Raw genomic sequence first — 19,363 nt, forward strand, 5'->3', positions numbered from 1 at the left:
AACCCATACTCAGAGCCGGTTTACCGCATACAGCAGCGTGCTTGGCAGATTGGCAATCGTGTGGAAACCCACAATTGTCCGGCTTTCGCTATTTTTTGATAATGCTCCGATAGAAGTCATTGTGATTGTCATGGCGCATTCATTCACGCCATCAATTTCCCGCAACAATTCTCGGAGACGGCAAATGAATAAGCCACCAATTTACAAATCCCTGTATTTCCAGGTGATCAGCGCCATTATCATCGGCGTTTTGTTAGGTCACTATTATCCTGAAACCGGAGCGGCAATGAAGCCGCTGGGCGATGGGTTCATCAAGCTGATCAAGATGATGATTGCACCGATTATTTTCTGTACCGTGGTCGTCGGTATTGCCGGTATGGAAGATATGAAAAAAGTCGGTAAAACCGGTGGTATGGCACTGCTGTACTTTGAGATTGTCAGTACGCTGGCGCTGATAGTTGGTCTCCTCATGATTAATTTCGTGCAACCCGGCGCCGGCATGCATATCGATGTGAATGCGCTCGATACCAAAGGAATCGCGGCCTACACAGCTCCGGGAAAAATGCAGACCACGACTGAATTTCTGATGGCGATTATTCCGACGACGATCGTCGACGCATTTGCCAAAGGGGAGATTCTGCAAGTCTTGCTGATTTCGGTCTTTTTTGGTTTTGCATTACATCGTTTCGGTGGTCGTGGCACGCTGATTTTTGACTTTATCGAAAAATTTTCCCACATCTTATTCGTCATCGTTGGCTACATCATGAAAGCAGCGCCGATCGGTGCATTCGGCGCGATGGCATTTACAATCGGAAAATTCGGTGTTTCCTCACTGCTGTCACTCGGTTATCTGATGGCGACTTTTTACGGAACCTGCCTGATTTTCATTTTCGTTGTCCTCGGCACTATTGCTAAGTTCCACGGTTTCAGCATCTGGAAATTCGTCAAATACATCAAAGAAGAATTACTGATCGTGCTCGGCACGTCGTCGTCAGAATCGGCATTGCCGGGGATTATTGCGAAACTGGAAAAACTGGGCGTGAAAAAATCCGTCGTTGGTCTGGTTGTTCCGACTGGCTATTCATTTAACCTTGATGGCACCTCGATTTATCTGACGATGGCCGCCGTATTCATCGCTCAGGCCACCGATACACCGATGAGCCTGATGCAGCAAATCACTTTACTGGCCGTACTGTTGCTGACATCCAAAGGCGCGGCGGGTATTACCGGCAGCGGCTTTATCGTGCTGGCCGCCACCTTATCTGCGGTAGGCCACGTGCCGGTTGCGGGTCTCGCCCTGATACTCGGTATTGACCGCTTTATGTCAGAAGCCCGCGCTTTGACGAATCTGATCGGGAACGGCGTTGCAACCATCGTCGTGGCAAAGTGGGGAAATGACGTCAACATGCAGCAACTGGAAGATGGTCTGAATTCAGTCAGTCCGGTCGGCAGCAATGATTACGAAGCGATGATGGATGTACCAAAGCATCGCTGATCAACTGAAGATAAAAAAAGCGGACTGATGTCCGCTTTTTTTATGAGAGTAAATTATCGTACGCAAATGATAATGCGCTATTTTTTCAGATGGCGTATCGCCAGCAAAAGCGCAAAGAATTGTACTGTTGCCGCCATAAAAAACGGTGCGCCCAGCATCCAGCTACCTCGCGGAAAATGACTCACCTGTGCCAGCAATGCTGTACCAGCGAGTGTCGCAGCAACACTCATGATACTCGCCAGTGCACTCAGTGAACCCATGGCTAAGCCTTGCGAACGCACATTCACAGCACGCGAAAAAAAAGCCTGTAAAGCCGGCCCGGAAGCAAATGCCAGCATATTGCACAGGATCAGGACGTACATCATCCAACCCTGTGTAGCAACGCCGTACAAACTCAGCGCAATACACGAAGACGTAAGGCCATACAAAACAGCATTCGCATCACCGACGCGCTGAATATAACGCGTTAGAAAAACACCTTGCATCAGCACACTGGAAATACCGACCATAAACAGGGAAAACCCATTTTGCATCGGTGTCCAGCCGAAACGTAATTCCGTCGATAAAACCCAGGTCGTTTGCAAAATAAACTGGGCAAACATCGACAACGCATACACCCATACCAATGGTCCCACGCTCTGTAAATGCGCAAGCCCGTTCAGTCCGGCAAATGGGTTGGCCGATAACAGTGAAAAGGCTTTACGGTGTTCCGGCGATAAGGATTCAGGCAAAGAGAAATAGCCGTAGACCACGTTTGCCAGCGACACAAGAGCCGCCAGATAAAACGGATAATGAATATTGGCTTCACCGACCAGCCCGCCGATCACAGGTCCGCAGATAAAGCCAAGACCAAACATCGCACCAATTTTTCCCAGCGCCTTGCTGCGATTTTCCGGAGCGCTGACGTCCGCAATATAGGCCGTTGCAACTGACAGATTACCCGCTGTCACACCGCCTAAAGCACGGATAAACAGGAGCCAGTATATGGATGTCGCCTGAGTCAGTAAAACAAAATTCAGCCCCAGTCCGAAGACACAGGTCAGCAACACCGGACGGCGACCAAAGCGGTCACTCAGTGCGCCGATCACCGGTGCAAAGAAAAACTGCATCACGCCATATATGGCGACAATCGCACCATACCAGTACGCCTGCATATCGCTCTGCAGAGTGAACGATGCCACCAGCCGGGGCAGAACAGGAATGATCAGACCAATGCCGAGAATATCCAGAAAAACGGTAATCAGTACAAAACGCACATTCGTCGGCAAAGACGTTTGCTCAGAAGAATCCGGTGGAGGCATCTGCTCTCTCTTTCAATACAATAAATTTTGGGAATTAATGCGAGATGACGCTGTCTTACGTGCAATCTCAGGCCAGCGTTTGCATAGTATATGATTAACCCTGACAACATGCTTCACGGGAGTTAACATGGCCTTATTTGATCATTTTCTGGTGATTGCTTTACTGGTTGCGATCAGTGCATTTTTCTCGATGGCAGAGATTTCTCTTGCCGCAGCAAGGAAAATGAAATTACAGGTACTGGAATCAGAAGGGGAGTTGCGCGCCACGAAAGTACTGGAGCTGCAACAGGCGCCCGGTCATTTTTTTACTGTCGTGCAGATCGGTCTGAACGCGGTCGCGATACTTGGCGGTATTCTGGGTGAACAAGCGCTGACGCCGTATTTTTCTGCGGTATTCCAAGCATTGTTCGGTAATACCAGCTGGGGCGATACCGCGGGCTTTCTGATCTCGTTTGTTTTTGTTACTTCGGTTTTTATTCTGTTCGCAGATCTGATCCCGAAAAAGCTGGCGATGATCGCGCCGGAATCGGTGGCGATGGTAGTCATTACCCCGATGCGCTTATGTGCGGGCATATTCAAGCCACTGGTCTGGATATTCAATGGTTTATCCAATCTGATGTTCAAGTTACTGAATCTGCCGACAGTCCGCGATGAACAGATCACCTCGGATGAAATTTATGCGATGGTGGATGCCGGAGCTGAGGCAGGGGTGTTGCAGGAACGCGAGCACCACATGATAGGTAATGTCTTTGAACTGGAAAGCCGCACCGTCCCGAGTGCGATGTCACAGCGCGACAGCATCGTCTTTTTTACCTTGCAAGACACGGATGCCGTCATACGTCAGAAAATTGCGGATAATCCGCACAGTAAGTTTCTGGTCTGTGACGGGCATATCGATAATGTCGTCGGTTACGTCGAATCCAAGGATATTCTGAAGCGCGTGCTGACCAATCAGGCTTTTTCCAAAGTGCAGGAACTGTCGATCAGAACCGCGCTGGCGGTACCGGATTCACTGACTTTGTCGGAGATGCTTGAGCAATTTAAAGGGACGCGCGAGGATTTCGCCGTGATCCTCAATGAATACGCGCTGGTAGTCGGTGTCATCACGCTCAATGATGTCCTGAGTACGCTGATGGGAAATCTGGTGCATCCGTTTCTGGAAGACCAGATCGTCCAGCGTGACACAAACTCATGGCTGATAGACGGTGCGACAACGATAGAAGACGTATGTCGTGCGCTGAACATAGACTCCTTGCCCGGGCAGGGCAGCTATGAGACTATTGCGGGCTTCATGATGACGATGCTCAAAAAGATACCGAAGCGTACCGATTTCGTGATGGTCGACAGGTATAAGTTTGAAGTGGTTGATATCGACCATTACCGGATAGATCAGTTGCTGGTCGTTCTTCAGGAAGAACCACCGCTATCGCCGGAATGATGGTTCAGTTGACAGCTCATTCATTATCAGCGCCGCCAGCTTATGCTTGACGGCGTTTTCGTTTTTTTATCAGGAAGTTTCATGTCGCAAGCTTGTGGAGTAGATTTTGGTACCTCAAACTCAACCGTGGGTTGGCATCGCGGCGCGCAATCCGTTCTGCTGGCACTGGAGCAGGAAAAGCTGACTTTGCCATCGGTTATTTTCTTCAATGCCGAAGAACATGAGGTCAGCTACGGACGCGCTGCACTGGCGAATTATCTGGCGGGTTATGAAGGGCGCCTGATGCGCTCGATGAAAAGCTTGCTGGGTACCAATCTGATTGATGGTCAGACTGAAGTGATGGGCAAACCACTCGCATTTCGCGATTTGTTATCGCAATTTATCGGTGAGCTGAAAAAACGTGCTGAACACTCCGCAAGACAAGCGTTTGAACATGCGGTATTCGGGCGCCCCGTTCATTTCATCGACGATAACCCCCAGGCGGATCAGATCGCCCAGAACACGCTGAAAGATATTGCCCATGCGGTTGGTTTCAAAGAGGTGCATTTTCAGTTTGAGCCTATCGCGGCCGCCTTCGATTATGAGTCGCGCATAGAAAAAGAAGAGTTGGTACTGATTGCCGATATCGGCGGTGGTACTTCCGATTTTTCTCTGGTGCGTCTGGCACCGGAACGCGCGCATTTGCTGGATCGCCGTGATGATATTCTGGGCAATGGCGGCATCCATATCGGTGGTACGGATTTCGATAAATACCTGAGTCTGACGCATATCATGCCCATGCTGGGCTTAGGCGGCAGACTGGGAAATCAGACCGATGTGCCATCGAGTTATTATTTTAATCTGGCGACGTGGCATACAATTAATCTGGCCTACACGCAAAAAGTCTGGCGAGAATTACAGGATGTATATCGCGATATACAAAGCAGCGATGTGCGTCAGCGTTTTGAACGCTTGCTGAATTTAGTCGAAGACCGTGATGGACACTGGCTGGCAATCAAATCGGAAGAAGCGAAAATCTTATTGTCAGATCAGGATGCCATTAATCTGCCACTGGAACGTCTGCGCAGCAAACCGGTATCTGTGCCCTGTTCACTGATACTGGAGCAAGAAGGTTTGCAATCCGCCATCGGCCATCTGAGCCGCGATATTGCACAGGCGGTCTCCAAAGTATTGCAGCAGGCCGGTATTCGCCCGGATCAGGTGGACACCGTGTTCTTTACAGGTGGATCAAGCGGTGTACGTGGCTTACGCCAGCAAATCGCAGCGATTGTCCCGAATGCACGCAAGGTGGAAGGGGATCTATTCGGCAGCATCGGTGCCGGTCTGGGATTAGATGCGGCAAGAAGATTTGCCTGATGAGAAAAGATCGTACTGCGTAAAAAAACAAACGGGCATCCTGGTACAGATGCCCGTTTGCTTTTTCTTTTGTGTCGTTTTATGGCTTATTCATCATGCCGGGAGCATCACCGCGTTTATGCATTTGCCGCGCAATGTGGCTTTGCATTTTGTGCTGCAGACGGCGATGGCTTTCATCAAAAATCTTTTGCTGTTCCGGCGTCAGCGTTGCATAGAAAGTCTTGGTGGCCGCCAGACGATCCTGCATCTGTGCCTGATGCTCTTTCATTCTTTCCAGCATTTTTTCCATGCGCTGCGGTGTCGTCAGCTTATCCAGCTCTTTAAAATCTTCGCGCGGTGGCATAGCTTTCGGTGTGACCGATTGTATGAATGCTTTCCATGCGGGCTCCTGCGCCGCTGTGATCTTCAGGGTATCGTGCAGCTCTGCCTGATGCTTGGCAAAACGTTCTTTCATCTGCTCAGGATTTTTACCAGGCTCGCCCATAGGATGTTGCGGACGCGGAGGGACATCCGGTGCGGTTTGAGCCAACGCTATCGCGCTGACGCCACAACAGGAAGTAAGGACAACTGCCAGCAAAGTTTGTTTGAAATTTTTCATCATGTATCTTTCCGAATGCTCGAAAAAAGCTCAGACTTTGCAGATACTTATTCTGTAAATAAAACTACTGCAGTTGAGCAACGTTGACCGGTACACCTTTTTCCGTGGCCACAGTCATGGGTCTCATTGTGCTTGAGTCTTGTAACCAGTAAATATCAATTCCGCTCAGGTTTGTATCTCTGTGTAACAACCGCAGAATACGTGCCAGTCTGATGTTTCGTACTATGTCAGTGAAGCGTTATCATAACAAGACGATACAAAATCAGAATGCCTTTCGCAGAGACACGGTTCATAATGAAAACCATGGATACCCCAAATAAAATACTCATTGTTGATGATGACCGCGACATCCGCAGTTTGCTGGCGGAATACCTGGATCAGAACGGCTATTCAGCCGTCATGGCCGCTGATGGCACAGCGATGTGGGCGGCATTACAGGAACATCAGTTCGAGCTGATCGTTCTCGACCTGAATTTGCCCGGAGATGATGGCCTGACCTTGTGCCGTAATCTCCGTAGCAAATCGTCGGTCCCCGTCATTATGCTGACAGCACGTGGAGAACCCCTGGACCGTATACTCGGACTGGAAATGGGCGCAGATGACTATCTGCCCAAGCCATTTGAACCACGCGAATTGCTGGCCCGCATACGCAGCGTGTTAAGACGCACGCAGAATAATTCGCTGAGCTCGAATAATGAAGGCCTGCAAAAACTGAAGTTTGCCGGGTGGGTGCTGGATATGACAGCGCGTCACCTGATCAGCCCGGATGGTATGGTTGTCTCCTTATCCGGTGCAGAATACAGAATGCTGACGATTTTTCTCGAGCATCCGAACCGCGTCCTGAATCGTGATCAGTTATTGAATATGACGCATGGCCGCGATGCAGATCCGTTTGATCGTTCTATCGATATTCAGATCAGCCGTCTGCGCCAGAAACTAAGGGAAGATGCACGATCTCCGCAGATCATTAAAACTGTCCGTAACGGCGGCTACGTACTGGCGGTCACGGTGACGACAGAGAAACACTGATGGCGATGTTGTCGTCCATGTGGGGGCGAGTGTTCAGCGCGCTTCTGATCGGTGTTTTATTATCCGCGACCCTGACCGTCTGGCTCGCCTTTGGTGAGCGCGAGAAGACGCTGATGCAGTATCGCGAGTTACATTCGATAGACCGGATAGAACAGTTAATCAGCGCACTCGATACCTTACCCACCGCTAACCGTGAGAGTTTTCTGGCGACAGCGCCGCGACTCGGCTTACAGATCACGACGTTGCCTGACAACATGGCTGACACAACCCCACATTCGGATTACGCGAAAGCGGTCAGTGAACGACTCGGTAAAAATTTTCGCGTGCAGTCTCTGCCGGCAGATCCGGCCACATGCCCGCGTCCACCTAAAAACGCAGTGCTGATGCGGGTTCCATGTGAAGCGCTCAGCATTACTCTGCACGACGGAACCGTGTTGCGACTAACGGTTATGCCACCGAAAACACCGGCACCACCGCTGCGCGATGATTTCGTTCAGTATCTCTTTTTATTCCTGATCTTCATCGCGGTACTGGCTCTGGTAATTGCGCGTATGACGATGCGTCCCCTGCGCCAGATGGCAGAAGCTGCCACCGCGCTGGGGCAGGATATTAACCGCCCGCCCTTACCGGAAAAAGGCGCCAGTGAAATCGTCACCGCAACACGCGCATTCAATGCGATGCAGGCACGCATACGCCACCATATTTCACAGCGCACACACATGCTGGCGGCGATTACACACGATTTACAGACTCCCTTAACCCGTCTGCGTCTGCGCCTTGAAAAAGTCAGTGATGCTGAATTGCGCGATAAACTGATCGGTGACCTATCTGCGATGCAGATGATGATCAGGGAAGGTCTGGATCTTGCCCGCAGTATAGAAAGCAGCGAAGCGCGCCAGCCGCTGGATATTGATTCATTGCTGGACAGTGTCTGCAGCGATGCGACTGAGGCAAGACAGGATGTCAGCTTTTCAGGACTGCCGGGAATAACGGTACTGGCCAAACCTCAGGCTCTGCGACGCTGTCTGACGAATCTGATTGATAATGCAGTGAAATACGGACACTACGCTAAAGTCAGTATGTCAAAAGAAAAAGACGGCGGCAAAGATATCGTGCAGATTTTCGTAAGGGATGGCGGCCCCGGCATTCCGGCAGAACAGCAGGAAAAAGTGTTTGAGCCGTTTTACCGCATCGAGACCTCACGCTCGCGCGAATCCGGTGGTTCCGGTCTGGGCCTGACCATCGCGCAAAATATCGCTCAACAACATGACGGACAATTGCAGTTGCGCAATTTACCCGAGGGTGGACTGGAAGTGCGCCTGACCCTGCCGATTCATCATCCGTAGCAAACCACAGAGCGGAAAACCCGGAAGTCACGGGCTTTACCGCATCTGCATCAGGAGATGAGGACGCTCATCATGCTGATGGAACCGAGATCCATACCATCGACCACGATCTCGGTTTTGTCATGCGGATTTTTACTTCCTATCACATACAGCAAAGGCAGAAAGTGTTCAGAGGTGGGGACGGAAAGTGCCGCATCCTGACCGAATTGCTGGTAGTTCACCAATTTTTCAGTGTCATCTTCAAGTATCGCCTTGCGCATAACATCATTGAAGCGGTGCGCCCAGTCAAAGCCGGGCGACTGCAGCGCAATCCGGCGCAGATTGTGTACCACGTTGCCGCTGGCCATCAGCATGACACCGTCATCCCGCAAAGCCGCCAGCCGTTGTCCTAATTCGAAATGCCAGCTCGCTGGCTGAGTCAGATCCAGACTCAGTTGTATCACCGGAATTTGTGCCTGCGGATACATTTTCACCAGCACCGACCAGGTGCCGTGATCCAGCCCCCATTCCTGATCGAGTACCACCGGTAAAGGTGCAAGATGTTCAGCAATACGCTGAGCGAGCTCCGGATTTCCCGGAGCCGGATACCGGATATCAAACAAAGCTTGTGGAAATCCGCCGAAGTCGTGAATCGTCTGCGGCTGTTGCATTGCCGTTACTGCTACGCCACGCGTCATCCAGTGTGCCGATATCATCAGTATCGCCCTGGGTTCAGGAAAGCGTCGCCCCAGCGCCTCCCAGGCCTGCGTATAGACGTTATCTTCGATGGCATTCATAGGACTGCCATGTCCTATGAAAATGGCGGGCATACGCTGTGGCTGAGTCATAAATCGATCCTGACGCTTATCTGGAGTTAAACCGGTGAATAATCAATGTAAGCTGAGACGGCTTATCGCACGCACAAACCGGGTTCAGACCGGCACACAAGCTACAGATCATTCTCACTAACAGCCTCTAGGATAGAATATTTTTGAAAAGCAGGTATGCAAGAGGCTCAATACGATTCCGCCACAAGGTAGAATCACGCGAAATTAGAAAGGAATTTTCATGATCAGTCTTCAACTTGGCGATGTCAGCCATATTATCCAACTCGCGATTGCACCCGTTTTTTTACTTACCGGGGTGGGAACCAAACTGTCCGTACTGACCAGCCGTCTGGCACGGATTATCGACAGAGCGCGGGTAGTGGAAAATTTACTGCAGACAAACGCAACGGTGGGTCTCGAAGAGGAACTGGTTGAGTTATTTCAACGTTCACACCTGATTAATCGCGCGATCACGCTGAGCACAACCTGCGGCTTACTGATCTGCCTGGTGATTGCATCACTCTTCGTCGGCGATGCAATGGGTCTGAATCTGGATAAGCTGATTGCGGGTCTTTTCGTTGGTGGTATTTTGTCGCTGATCGGCAGCTTTGTTTATTTTATGAGTGAAATTATCGTTGCAACAAGAACGCTGGATCGCCAACATCAACGCGACAGAATCAGACATTTGCAACGCTGATTCTGTCGCCGGAAATTCTGTTCCGGGAACTCTGTTTCAATTCTTCGGCTGCACCTGTACCAGCAGATCGACACTGGCACTTCCGGGATTGGCCACCGTGATCGGAAAATAATCTGCCGACACCCGGAAACTCAGGGTAGTAGCGACAGATACAGTCGGTGCGATAAAACCCGCAATCTGCGAATTTGTGCCGACCAGTGTGACCAGCGGTGTATTGGTCTGGGTCCAGCTGAAATACAGTGGCGCAGCCCCGTTATAATTCGGTGTTTCTGCTTTCAGCTGCACACTGGCTCCACTCTGCACTACCTGCACCAGATTATATGAAGTCAGCGTAATCGGCGGCAGCGCACTGACAAAGAACACCACGTCTTTTTGCTTAACGGTATCTGTCGAAGTACCATCCGCTGCAATCGGCGCAGTCGAAGCATTCAGCGTGAATACGTAAGTGGATGTGGTCGTGACGATGCTGGGAAAGACAACACTGGCAATGCTGCTGGTCGGATTATAGATTGTCAGTGGAACGGCACCCGCCGGACCTGATTTGAATTGCCACAGATAATAAATCGTACCGCTGACTTCTTTGCCAAAGACGTCATACATCGTGGTTTTGCTGCCATCCAGCGCCACCGCAGCGCCAGGTTGCACAGTGCCGCCGCTGTAAGAAATCGGGACAATTGTCGGCTTGAGAACAGGCGTGATCGTGATTTTCTGTGTCGCGGTACCTGTCTTTTGTTTATCGTCAGTGACGCGACATTGCAACTTGACGGTCGTCGCATCTTTCACTACGGGTGCGACAAAACTGCTGCTGGCACCGGTCGTGTTCGCCAGAGAAATTGCCAGACCGGCGGCATCTTCAACCACCCATTGATAGGCATAAGCTGCACCACTGGTGGCGGGGGTTCCACCGCTGCCGGTGCAATTCAGGCTGACTTTATCACCGGCAGTAACAGTCGCATCAGCACCGGTCTGAGCCACAGGATTATTGGTTACCGAAGCGGATTGCAATACCTTTAATGTCGTTGACATACTGGACGTATTTCCCTTCGCATCGGTTGCCAGCAAGGTCAGCTTGTAGGTGTAATCGGCGCTCAGTTTTGCAGGTGGCGTCACTTGCAAAGTGCAACTCGCTGAATTGCCGGAAATCTGCATCGTCTTGCAATCCGCATTCGTGATCGCTGTCAGCGGATTCGCACCCAGCGTCAACGCTTCAGTCTGCCAGGACATTTGCGTTATCTGTCCGGCAGAGCTGCTGGCCTGGCCGACAAAGCTGAGCGGATCGCCGACAGATACCGTGGAAGCAGAGGGTACGCTGACAGCAACCGCAGCATTATTCACACTACCGCTGGTGCCGCCACTACCACCGCCGCAAGCGGATAACAGAAGACTGATTGCACTGAAAGTAATTAATCTGCTGAGAAACACACTGACTCCGATAAAAAATGGGACTGGCGGTCATTGTAACGTCAGGGGAAAACAGAATATGTTTAAAAATACAAAACGCAGTGATTAGTTAACAATTTTTTCGAACGATCATGCAATTTTCGTTGAAATATGGCAATCTCAATATAAACGATACCATGGAGACGTTGAATGAATACTGCTCACTACGCCCACTGGCCTCAAGGCCTGCCGCATCATCTGATCGTTCCCGCTACCAGCGTGTATGAAAATCTGCAGATTTCCGCACAACGCTATCCGGATAAAGCCGCAATTATTTTTTACGACTCGGTACTGACCTACCGCCAGCTCCATCAGGAAGTGCTGGCTCTGGCAGGATATTTGCAGCAGGTCTGCGGTATCCGGCGTGGCGACCGGGTGCTGCTGGATATGCAGAACAGTCCGCAGTTCGTCATCGCCTACTATGCAATCCTGCGGGCAGATGCGATGGTCGTGCCGGTCAACCCCATGCTGATGACGGAAGAGCTTGACTATTACATCAAAGATAGTGGTGCCAGAGCTGCACTGGTGTCACAGGATGTGTTTCCGCGATTAGCGCCACTCGTCGGCAGCACAGTGCTCAGTCACGCCGTGGTGGCGACCTATTCCGATCATCTGACCTGCGACACCACGCTGACCGTGCCTGATTTTGTTAAAGCTGCTGCAGATGTAGCGGCATCACCTCAGATCACACCGTGGAAGACAGCGATTGCTGCCGGCTTGTCACCGTCCGCTCATCAGGCAACACCGGATGATCTGGCCTGCATGCCATATACGTCCGGCACAACAGGGCATCCGAAAGGCTGCATTCATACCCATCGTTCGGTCATGTTCAATATTGTCGCCAGCCCGACCTGGTCCGGCCCTATCGTGCCGAATAATGTCGCGCTTGCAGTGCTGCCTTTCTTTCATGTCACCGGTATGCAATCCGTCATGAATGCCTCGCTTTACTGTGGCGGCACGCTGGTGATTTTGCCACGCTGGGACAGAGACGTTGCGGGGCAACTGATTACCCGCTACCACGTCACCAACTGGACACTGGTGCCATCGATGATGATAGATTTTTTATCGAATCCACGTCTGCCGGAATATGATATTTCCAAACTGACGCGCGTATCCGGTGGCGGTGCTGCGATGCCGGCGGCAATCGCACAAAAATTGCTGGATCTGTCAGGTCAGGTATATATGGAAGGTTACGGTTTGTCTGAAACGATGGCGCCATCACATCTGAATCCGCCGCAAAGAATGAAACAGCAATGTCTGGGCATACCCTTTTTCAATGTTGATTCCCGCGTTGTTGACCCCATTACGATGCAGGAAGTCAGACAAGGTGAAACCGGCGAGATCTGGATACACGGCCCGCAATTATTTCAAGGCTATTGGAATGATCCGGAAAAAACCGCCGAGGCGTTCGCTGAACTCGACGGTAAAAAATTTTTCCGTTCCGGTGATCTCGGCTATATCGATGAGGAAGGTTTTTTCTTTTTTACGGACAGGCTGAAACGCATGATCAATGCCAGCGGATTTAAAGTCTGGCCAGCCGAAGTCGAATCCATGATGTATCAGCATCCTGCGGTACAGGAGTGCTGCATTATTTCGGCAAAAGATGCGTATCGTGGTGAAACAGTTAAGGCGCTGATAGTCAGAAAACCCGGCGCAGAGATTCATCCCGAAGAAATCATCGCCTGGGCACATGAAAAAATGGCGGCTTATAAAGTCCCGCGTCTGATTGAGTTTGTCGAATCGTTACCGAGATCCGGTTCAGGCAAAATCATGTGGCGCCTGCTGCAGGAAAAAGAAGCTGTGAATAACCGGGTATAACTGACTGAAAGACTGACGCTGAGATGGTGCATAAAATGATGCACCATCAGCGAGCCAGTTTCATTTTGGATAAAGTATCATCTGCGTGCATCGGAATAAGGCGATCGTCTTTCCTTCGTAAGTCACTTCAGCATCCCATAACTGAGTTGTGCGTCCGAGGTGCGAAGCTTTCGCCACCACTTCGATTTTGCCGCTGCGGGCCGTTCCCAGATGATTCGATTTTAATTCTATGGTTGTAAAACTGTGCGCGCCTTCCGGCAAACTTGCCATGCACGCATATCCGCAAGCGGTGTCAGCCAGCGTCACCACACTGCCGGCATGTAAAAATCCGTTCGGTGCCAGCAAATGAGGCAGTACGTCCAGTTCGCCATGCGAACGACCTTTTTCTACAGACAACATCCGTATGCCAAGGTGACCGGGTAAAAAACTGCTACCCAGCTGATTCAGTTTTTCAGCCTCTGCTGTCTGATTTGATAATACTTTTTCCATCTTCATCTTTCTGTTGTTTCATTCACTGGCAAACTATTATTAGTCGCCGCCACATCCACCACCGCATGACGAGCTGTCGCTGCCGCTGTCAGCGACATCACCAAAAGAACTGGTATCGCCGAAATCGACGCTGTCTCCTGCTCCTCCGGAAAAATCACCGCCGCAGTAAACCGTGCCATCACCATTTCTGCGTAAGGCACTGCAATCCGGTTCATAACGAAAACCATCTGCAATATTCCATTTCGCATCGAGCGCAAACAGCAGAGGTAAGCGAGTGGCACGACGCGGATTGATGTTTTCTTCGAGACAGGCAAACCACCAGGTACGGCGCAGCCCGATATTACTACGCTGGTTCTCACCTAATACGGCAGCCGGCGTGTGATGCATGTAACGACCGAAAGCTTTTTGACAAAACACGTCGTAGTTTTTTGTGTACAAAATGAATTCGTGCCACAAATCATCCACCACTTGCGACGGCATAGAGATATGCTTGTATCCAGACTTCAGATACACCAAAAAAAATTGTCGCAAAGCTCTGGCCACCAGTTGCCGGTCTTTCAGGGATAAGTCAGGGCGACGTTGATGTAAGCGTTCCAGCAAACCGGGAGGAAACATATAACTGCGGATGTAGTCAGCTCTCGTCAATATTCGGGACCGCTGCCAGACATACCACAACGCAGCGGCAAGAGCGGTCATCAATACAAAAGTAAGGGCCAGAATCATACTGATCAATTTCTTTCTTATCTTATGTGTAATGAAGCGGATATGGGATACAGACGCTTATCACCTGATTAGGAAAAACGATAGCTCTGGCATCGTGCTTGCTTAAAAGATGAACGACACTGAGTAATAAGTAAAACCCGGTAATCGACGAGATGGATGTGCGTTGATTATTTCACGGACATTATTTTCTGTGCAATCGTATTTCGTTATATTTTGTAAAGGACGCCCAAATGAATCTGCGCCAACTTCGTATCGGAACCCGTCTCGCAACCGGCTTCGGCGTTATCCTGGTTTCTTTGCTTGCGATGCTGATGATCGGCAGCGCGCTCAGTGCACGCAACCGTCAACAGATGCTGACGGGCATAGAACTGTCCCATAGCAAAACAGCACTGGCAGCAAAGATGAGAAGCAGTTTGCTCGAAGGTGGTCTGGCGATCCGGAATATAGGATTGCAGACAGATCTGGCCGAAATCGACAAACAAAAAGTGATCGTCAAAAATCAGCAGAATGCGTTTAACGAGGCACATCAGAAATTGATTGCACTCGGTCTCAATGATGCAGAGAAAAAAATTCTCGACGCCGTGCTCAGCTTCAATCAGCAAGTCGATGCTCCGACCAAAGAAGCCTTCAAAATGCTGCTCTCGTTTAATGGCGAAGAAGCGGTCAAAGTCATCTCCACGCAGATCGATCCTTTACAGCAGAAAGCCCTGCTGGAAATTAACAAACTGGTTGCCTTGCAGGATGCGGCCTCGGCAGAACTGGCATCGCGATCCGAAAGTACGGCAAACAAAACCGTGGGAACGCTGGTAATCATGGCGCTGCTGGTTTTATGCGCAGGTATTGCCATTTCCGTTTTCCTCACACGCAGTATCACTGCTCCGCTACGTGAGGCCGTCGCGATAGCAAAACGGGTTGCTGCCGGTGAGTTGTCTTTTCATGAAGAGCCTGAAGGTCACGATGAAATCAGCGAGTTACTGCTGGCACTCAAGGAAATGAACGACAACCTGTATCACATCGTCAGCGAAGTCAGACAAGGTACTGACGCGATTGCGATTGCATCCGTCGAAATCTCGACCGGGAATGCCGATCTGTCATCACGCACAGAATCGCAGGCAGGCGCACTGGAGGAAACGGCAAGCTCCATGGAAGAAATCACCGCAACCGTACGGCATAATGCCGATAACGCTCGGCAGGCAAACGCGCTGGTGACTTCCGCATCCAGTTTTGCGATCAAGGGTGGTGAAGAAGTCGGCAAAGTTGTTGACACCATGAATTCGATTAAAGAAAGTTCGCGTAAAATAGTCGATATCATCAGTGTGATTGATGGAATTGCCTTTCAGACCAATATTCTTGCACTCAATGCTGCAGTTGAAGCAGCCCGCGCTGGCGAACAAGGGCGTGGATTTGCCGTGGTGGCAAGCGAGGTCAGGAATCTGGCACAGCGCAGCGCCAACGCCGCCAAAGAAATCAAAACGCTGATTGGCGACTCAGTAGAAAAAGTCGGGGCCGGCGACAAATTAGTTGAAGCAGCAGGTAAAACCATGGAAGAAATTGTCCGTTCCGTCAGACATGTCGCGGACATCATGGAAGAAATCACTGCTGCGGGTCAGGAACAAAGTTCCGGCATTGAAGAAGTCAATCGTGCAATCACACAGATGGACGAAATGACCCAGCAGAATGCGGCATTGGTAGAACAGGCAGCAGCAGCGGCAGAAAGTATGGAAGAACAGGCTGGCAATCTTGCGCGGGCTGTTTCTGCATTTAAACTTGATACGGACGGACGTTATCATCGCCCCGCACAGCGGGTGCAGACCGGTATCACCGATGCGACTGCACCGGTATCTTTGCTATCTGCAACGGCAGGAAGAATTGTAAAAACTCTGGGGATGAAAACATGATTCCCGCCACCATACGTTTGGTAAAACAGACGGTTATCAGTATTTATGAAGAAGTCAGAAGTAATAAAGTCGCAAGCATTACGTAACATCGTTGCACAAATCAGCTCGGGCGAACTGGTGTTTCCTGCCAACGTCCGGGCAACACTCAAAATTCAGAAGGCACTGGACACTCCGCAATACGGAATCGACAACATCGCCAGACTGATTATTCAGGAGCCATTAGTCGCCGCACGTATCATCGCTGTCGCCAATTCGGTTGCCTACAGCCGCTTTGGTGGTGGTATTACCAATGTGCGCATGGCCATTTCGATTCTGGGATTCAGCACTTTACGATCCGTCGTTGCCGCTGTCATCATGCGTCAGATATGCCTGGCAATTTCGGATCATGCCATCCGGGAAAAAATGGAATATCTGTGGGTGCATTCTGCAACCGTCGCGGCAATCGCCCATCTGTTAGCACGCAAAGTCAGCAAGATTGATCCTGAAACGGCACTATTTGCCGGCGTCGTGCATGAAGTTGGCGGTTTCTATTTGCTGTCGCGTGCAGAAGAATTTCCTGCATTATTAGAAGCCGGAACAGAAGTGGATTCTCCATCCGCTGACGAATCCCATGAGCTGGAAATCGCCCGCGCAGTGCTGCAGAAATTAATGATCCCCAAGCGGGTACTGACCGGCATAGAAAGTTTCTGGCAAGGTGACCCCGCCATCCCTCCCGTCAGTCTGGGCGATACCTTATTGTTGGCGAATCATCTTACCGATACGGTCTCTCCGCTGAGACAACGCCATCAGACCAGGATAACAGCGAACACCGATACCATCGACTTCATGGTCGGAGACAAGTCTTTACAAGAAATTCTGACTGAGTCGCAAGAAGATATCGGTTCGCTGACCGACGCGCTGATCAACTAATTCTTCACGCAGCCGGCCAGGTCAATGATGGCTGCGCCGCAAAAAAAATAGACCGGTCGTCTGCAAACTTTGCATTTATTCGGCATAATCAGCTTTCCATGTTTGTCCGATCAATAACTTTGAAGGAAAAAAAATGAAAGTATCGCATCTGTTGTCTGCCGGAATATTTGCTACTGCCAGCGTATTGGCACTCTCCGTCAACACTGCTTATGCTGCAGCGCCCTTGGTAAAAACTGCTGCACCTGGCTTTTACAGAACGATGTTGGGTGACTTTGAAGTCACAGCAATATCAGACGGTACGGTGCAACTTCCTGTGGATAAGTTACTGACCAATACCACACCGGCGAAAGTCAATCAGGCACTCGCTAAATTGCATCAACACAGCCCGCTGGATACCTCCGTCAACGCTTATCTGATCAATACCGGCAGCAAACTGGTCCTGATTGATGCTGGTGCCGGCGCTTTGTTCGGCCCTACTCTGGGAAAAATGCAGGCTAACCTGAAAGCCGCCGGTTATCAGCCAGAGCAGGTCGATGAAATTTACATCACACACATGCATCCTGACCATGTCGGTGGTCTGATGGATGGCGAAAAAATGGTGTTCCCGAATGCCGTCGTACGTGCCGATCAGCACGATGTTGATTTCTGGCTGAATCAGGCCAATCTGGACAAAGCACCGCAGGACAGCAAAGGTTTCTTCCAGGGTGCGATGGCTTCACTGAATCCTTATGTCAAAGCCGGAAAATTCAAAGCGTTTGACGGAGCAACAGAACTGGTGCCTGGTATCAAGGCCTTGCCAGCACACGGTCACACAGCCGGCCACAGCATTTATAAAATCGAAAGCAAAGGTCAGACACTGGTACTGTGGGGGGATCTGATGCACGTCGCTGCGGTACAGTTTGCGAATCCATCCGTCACTATTCAATTTGACACCGACTCTAAAGCGGCAGCTGTTGAACGTAAAAAAGGCTATGCCGATGCAGCGCAGCAGTCTTATCTGGTGGGTGCATCACACCTGGCATTCCCAGGCTTGGGCTACGTGCGCAAAGAAGGCAAAGGCTATGCCTGGGCACCTTTGAATTACGCGCCACAACCATAACCAGCTTCATTCCTGCGTCGTCACGCAGGCCATAACAAAAAAGGACGAAACGCCTTGCAGCTTTCGTCCTTTTTTCATCTGCCGTATTTTCAGTAACCGGTAATGCTGAGTGAAAATTTAATAATGCGGTGGTCTTTCGTCGATGACTGTATTTTTCTGGCTCGCCATTACCGCCAGTTCACGGATACGGCCTGCCATCGCAGCACACAAGGCTTCCAGCTCATCAATTTTTTTCTGTTGACGATACACCTGCGTATTCAGGGTATCGACCAGATCATCCTGTCGTGACAAACGGATTTCCAGATCAATCAGACGTTCTTCGGTATTCATCATGCGACCACTTTGTTTGAAAGAGGTCGCAGTATGCCACATACTGCGGGCGACAAAAAATTCTCGTTCCGGCATGTTTTCAAAGCAAAACAATCCACAATCTTTCAGGTGCATCGCTTTGTTTTAAAAGCGCACCTGCTCTAATTGGTCGCAGCTCCTGACAGCCCATCACCTTTTTGAACCGCTGATTTCAATAATTTATACCTCATCAATGTTTCCCCTCAGATCGCAGTGCGGCGGCTGTTTTTCTCTGCGACAGATTGCTGTTTGAACTGGTCCTTTTGGTCTTGCTGATCCATTGCCAGTTTTTGCTCCGTCGTCAGGCGTTTAGCGGAAATCACGACAGTTTGTATCCCGTTTTGTTCAGCGTCATACGCCAGTTTTTGCGCTTCCGTCATTGCCTTTGCAGTGATGGTGACAGTCTGGATTTTATTCTGTGTACCATGATTGACAGTGTTGAAAGCACTGCCGGTAACGAAAACTGCAGCACACACAGCGACTGCAAAAATGGTGGTGTTTTTCAGTGATGATGTCATTTTATTTCTCCTTCAGTGGTTGTTTGATGTGTGTACTGTAGAAGAACGTTTGTCG

Annotated in this window: 18 protein-coding genes; 10 read left to right on the plus strand and 8 right to left on the minus strand. The window is 50.3% G+C overall.

The genetic code is table 11. From position 1 onward, the window contains the following. The first annotated feature begins 184 nt into the window (after nucleotides 1-184). On the plus strand, nucleotides 185-1,495 hold the full coding sequence (locus ACOTSW_RS14910; protein WP_423679860.1) for a dicarboxylate/amino acid:cation symporter: 1,311 nt from the start codon (nucleotides 185-187) through the stop codon (nucleotides 1,493-1,495). Between the two features lie 77 nt (nucleotides 1,496-1,572). Here ACOTSW_RS14910 and ACOTSW_RS14915 read toward each other — a convergent pair whose 3' ends face one another. Next, nucleotides 1,573-2,796 carry a TCR/Tet family MFS transporter gene (locus tag ACOTSW_RS14915; RefSeq protein WP_423679861.1) on the minus strand — a complete coding sequence of 408 codons (1,224 nt, stop codon included), beginning with the start codon at nucleotides 2,794-2,796 and terminating at the stop codon, nucleotides 1,573-1,575. 127 nt (nucleotides 2,797-2,923) lie between these two features. Between ACOTSW_RS14915 and ACOTSW_RS14920 the strand changes: the two genes are divergently transcribed. Both ACOTSW_RS14920 and ACOTSW_RS14925 read left to right on the plus strand, forming a co-directional pair. Next, nucleotides 2,924-4,234, plus strand: a complete 1,311-nt coding sequence (locus tag ACOTSW_RS14920; RefSeq protein WP_423679862.1) for a hemolysin family protein — start codon at nucleotides 2,924-2,926, stop codon at nucleotides 4,232-4,234. An 81-nt stretch (nucleotides 4,235-4,315) separates the two neighbouring features. Then, complete coding sequence (locus ACOTSW_RS14925; protein WP_423679863.1) at nucleotides 4,316-5,590, plus strand: Hsp70 family protein; 1,275 nt, start codon at nucleotides 4,316-4,318, stop codon at nucleotides 5,588-5,590. A 79-nt stretch (nucleotides 5,591-5,669) separates the two neighbouring features. Here the strand turns inward: ACOTSW_RS14925 and ACOTSW_RS14930 are convergent, their stop codons facing one another. Beyond that, complete coding sequence (locus ACOTSW_RS14930) at nucleotides 5,670-6,191, minus strand: Spy/CpxP family protein refolding chaperone (RefSeq protein WP_423679864.1); 522 nt, start codon at nucleotides 6,189-6,191, stop codon at nucleotides 5,670-5,672. Between the two features lie 300 nt (nucleotides 6,192-6,491). On the opposite strand from ACOTSW_RS14930, the gene ACOTSW_RS14935 reads away from it, so the two are divergent. Together ACOTSW_RS14935 and ACOTSW_RS14940 are read left to right on the plus strand one after the other, a co-directional pair. Next, on the plus strand, nucleotides 6,492-7,217 hold the full coding sequence (locus tag ACOTSW_RS14935; protein WP_423679865.1) for a response regulator: 726 nt from the start codon (nucleotides 6,492-6,494) through the stop codon (nucleotides 7,215-7,217). Further along, entirely contained in the window at nucleotides 7,217-8,563 is a 1,347-nt protein-coding gene (locus ACOTSW_RS14940) for an ATP-binding protein (protein ID WP_423679866.1), read from the plus strand. Before ACOTSW_RS14935 ends, ACOTSW_RS14940 begins: the two co-directional genes overlap by 1 nt. Nucleotides 8,564-8,613: 50 nt before the next feature. Here the strand turns inward: ACOTSW_RS14940 and ygiD are convergent, their stop codons facing one another. After that, nucleotides 8,614-9,390: a 4,5-DOPA dioxygenase extradiol gene (gene ygiD / locus ACOTSW_RS14945; RefSeq protein ID WP_423679868.1), complete on the minus strand. Its 777-nt coding sequence runs from the start codon at nucleotides 9,388-9,390 to the stop codon at nucleotides 8,614-8,616. 220 nt (nucleotides 9,391-9,610) lie between these two features. Between ygiD and ACOTSW_RS14950 the strand changes: the two genes are divergently transcribed. Continuing rightward, nucleotides 9,611-10,066 carry a DUF2721 domain-containing protein gene (locus tag ACOTSW_RS14950; protein ID WP_423679869.1) on the plus strand — a complete coding sequence of 152 codons (456 nt, stop codon included), beginning with the start codon at nucleotides 9,611-9,613 and terminating at the stop codon, nucleotides 10,064-10,066. Nucleotides 10,067-10,102: 36 nt separating this feature from the next. Here the strand turns inward: ACOTSW_RS14950 and ACOTSW_RS14955 are convergent, their stop codons facing one another. Beyond that, the gene (locus ACOTSW_RS14955) at nucleotides 10,103-11,488 is read right to left on the minus strand and encodes a hypothetical protein (protein WP_423679870.1); all 1,386 of its coding nucleotides are present in this window, start codon (nucleotides 11,486-11,488) and stop codon (nucleotides 10,103-10,105) included. A gap of 168 nt (nucleotides 11,489-11,656) precedes the next feature. On the opposite strand from ACOTSW_RS14955, the gene ACOTSW_RS14960 reads away from it, so the two are divergent. After that, nucleotides 11,657-13,324: a long-chain fatty acid--CoA ligase gene (locus tag ACOTSW_RS14960; RefSeq protein WP_423679871.1), complete on the plus strand. Its 1,668-nt coding sequence runs from the start codon at nucleotides 11,657-11,659 to the stop codon at nucleotides 13,322-13,324. A gap of 60 nt (nucleotides 13,325-13,384) precedes the next feature. Here ACOTSW_RS14960 and ACOTSW_RS14965 read toward each other — a convergent pair whose 3' ends face one another. Beyond that, on the minus strand, nucleotides 13,385-13,813 hold the full coding sequence (locus ACOTSW_RS14965) for a PaaI family thioesterase (protein WP_423679872.1): 429 nt from the start codon (nucleotides 13,811-13,813) through the stop codon (nucleotides 13,385-13,387). A gap of 39 nt (nucleotides 13,814-13,852) precedes the next feature. Continuing rightward, nucleotides 13,853-14,536: a glycine-rich domain-containing protein gene (locus tag ACOTSW_RS14970; protein WP_423679873.1), complete on the minus strand. Its 684-nt coding sequence runs from the start codon at nucleotides 14,534-14,536 to the stop codon at nucleotides 13,853-13,855. Nucleotides 14,537-14,766: 230 nt separating this feature from the next. Here ACOTSW_RS14970 and ACOTSW_RS14975 point away from each other — a divergent pair, with 230 nt between their 5' ends. The 3 genes from ACOTSW_RS14975 to ACOTSW_RS14985 all read left to right on the plus strand — a co-directional run bounded on the left by ACOTSW_RS14975 (nucleotide 14,767) and on the right by ACOTSW_RS14985 (nucleotide 18,442). After that, nucleotides 14,767-16,434: a methyl-accepting chemotaxis protein gene (locus ACOTSW_RS14975; RefSeq protein WP_423679874.1), complete on the plus strand. Its 1,668-nt coding sequence runs from the start codon at nucleotides 14,767-14,769 to the stop codon at nucleotides 16,432-16,434. A gap of 45 nt (nucleotides 16,435-16,479) precedes the next feature. Then, entirely contained in the window at nucleotides 16,480-17,343 is an 864-nt protein-coding gene (locus tag ACOTSW_RS14980) for an HDOD domain-containing protein (RefSeq protein ID WP_423679875.1), read from the plus strand. Nucleotides 17,344-17,476: 133 nt separating this feature from the next. Continuing rightward, nucleotides 17,477-18,442, plus strand: coding sequence for an MBL fold metallo-hydrolase (locus ACOTSW_RS14985; RefSeq protein WP_423679877.1), 966 nt, complete (start codon nucleotides 17,477-17,479; stop codon nucleotides 18,440-18,442). 117 nt (nucleotides 18,443-18,559) lie between these two features. On the opposite strand, the gene ACOTSW_RS14990 is transcribed toward ACOTSW_RS14985, so the two are convergent. Continuing rightward, on the minus strand, nucleotides 18,560-18,886 hold the full coding sequence (locus tag ACOTSW_RS14990) for a SlyX family protein (RefSeq protein ID WP_423679878.1): 327 nt from the start codon (nucleotides 18,884-18,886) through the stop codon (nucleotides 18,560-18,562). Between the two features lie 107 nt (nucleotides 18,887-18,993). After that, nucleotides 18,994-19,308 (minus strand): hypothetical protein, encoded by a 315-nt coding sequence (locus ACOTSW_RS14995; protein WP_423679879.1) that lies wholly within the window; start codon nucleotides 19,306-19,308, stop codon nucleotides 18,994-18,996. Between the last annotated feature and the right edge of the window lie 55 nt (nucleotides 19,309-19,363).

This window comes from Undibacterium sp. WLHG33 (assembly GCF_049544815.1).
Lineage (GTDB): Bacteria > Pseudomonadota > Gammaproteobacteria > Burkholderiales > Burkholderiaceae_D > Undibacterium.

Bases quoted from the DNA above. Each gene is read 5' to 3' on its own strand.
- ACOTSW_RS14910 (WP_423679860.1), top strand. From the start codon at position 185: ATGAATAAGCCACCAATTTACAAATCCCTGTATTTCCAGGTGATCAGC.
- ACOTSW_RS14915 (WP_423679861.1), bottom strand. From the start codon at position 2,796: ATGCCTCCACCGGATTCTTCTGAGCAAACGTCTTTGCCGACGAATGTG.
- ACOTSW_RS14920 (WP_423679862.1), top strand. From the start codon at position 2,924: ATGGCCTTATTTGATCATTTTCTGGTGATTGCTTTACTGGTTGCGATC.
- ACOTSW_RS14925 (WP_423679863.1), top strand. From the start codon at position 4,316: ATGTCGCAAGCTTGTGGAGTAGATTTTGGTACCTCAAACTCAACCGTG.
- ACOTSW_RS14930 (WP_423679864.1), bottom strand. From the start codon at position 6,191: ATGATGAAAAATTTCAAACAAACTTTGCTGGCAGTTGTCCTTACTTCC.
- ACOTSW_RS14935 (WP_423679865.1), top strand. From the start codon at position 6,492: ATGGATACCCCAAATAAAATACTCATTGTTGATGATGACCGCGACATC.
- ACOTSW_RS14940 (WP_423679866.1), top strand. From the start codon at position 7,217: ATGGCGATGTTGTCGTCCATGTGGGGGCGAGTGTTCAGCGCGCTTCTG.
- ygiD (WP_423679868.1), bottom strand. From the start codon at position 9,390: ATGACTCAGCCACAGCGTATGCCCGCCATTTTCATAGGACATGGCAGT.
- ACOTSW_RS14950 (WP_423679869.1), top strand. From the start codon at position 9,611: ATGATCAGTCTTCAACTTGGCGATGTCAGCCATATTATCCAACTCGCG.
- ACOTSW_RS14960 (WP_423679871.1), top strand. From the start codon at position 11,657: ATGAATACTGCTCACTACGCCCACTGGCCTCAAGGCCTGCCGCATCAT.
- ACOTSW_RS14965 (WP_423679872.1), bottom strand. From the start codon at position 13,813: ATGGAAAAAGTATTATCAAATCAGACAGCAGAGGCTGAAAAACTGAAT.
- ACOTSW_RS14970 (WP_423679873.1), bottom strand. From the start codon at position 14,536: ATGATTCTGGCCCTTACTTTTGTATTGATGACCGCTCTTGCCGCTGCG.
- ACOTSW_RS14975 (WP_423679874.1), top strand. From the start codon at position 14,767: ATGAATCTGCGCCAACTTCGTATCGGAACCCGTCTCGCAACCGGCTTC.
- ACOTSW_RS14980 (WP_423679875.1), top strand. From the start codon at position 16,480: ATGAAGAAGTCAGAAGTAATAAAGTCGCAAGCATTACGTAACATCGTT.
- ACOTSW_RS14985 (WP_423679877.1), top strand. From the start codon at position 17,477: ATGAAAGTATCGCATCTGTTGTCTGCCGGAATATTTGCTACTGCCAGC.
- ACOTSW_RS14990 (WP_423679878.1), bottom strand. From the start codon at position 18,886: ATGCACCTGAAAGATTGTGGATTGTTTTGCTTTGAAAACATGCCGGAA.
- ACOTSW_RS14995 (WP_423679879.1), bottom strand. From the start codon at position 19,308: ATGACATCATCACTGAAAAACACCACCATTTTTGCAGTCGCTGTGTGT.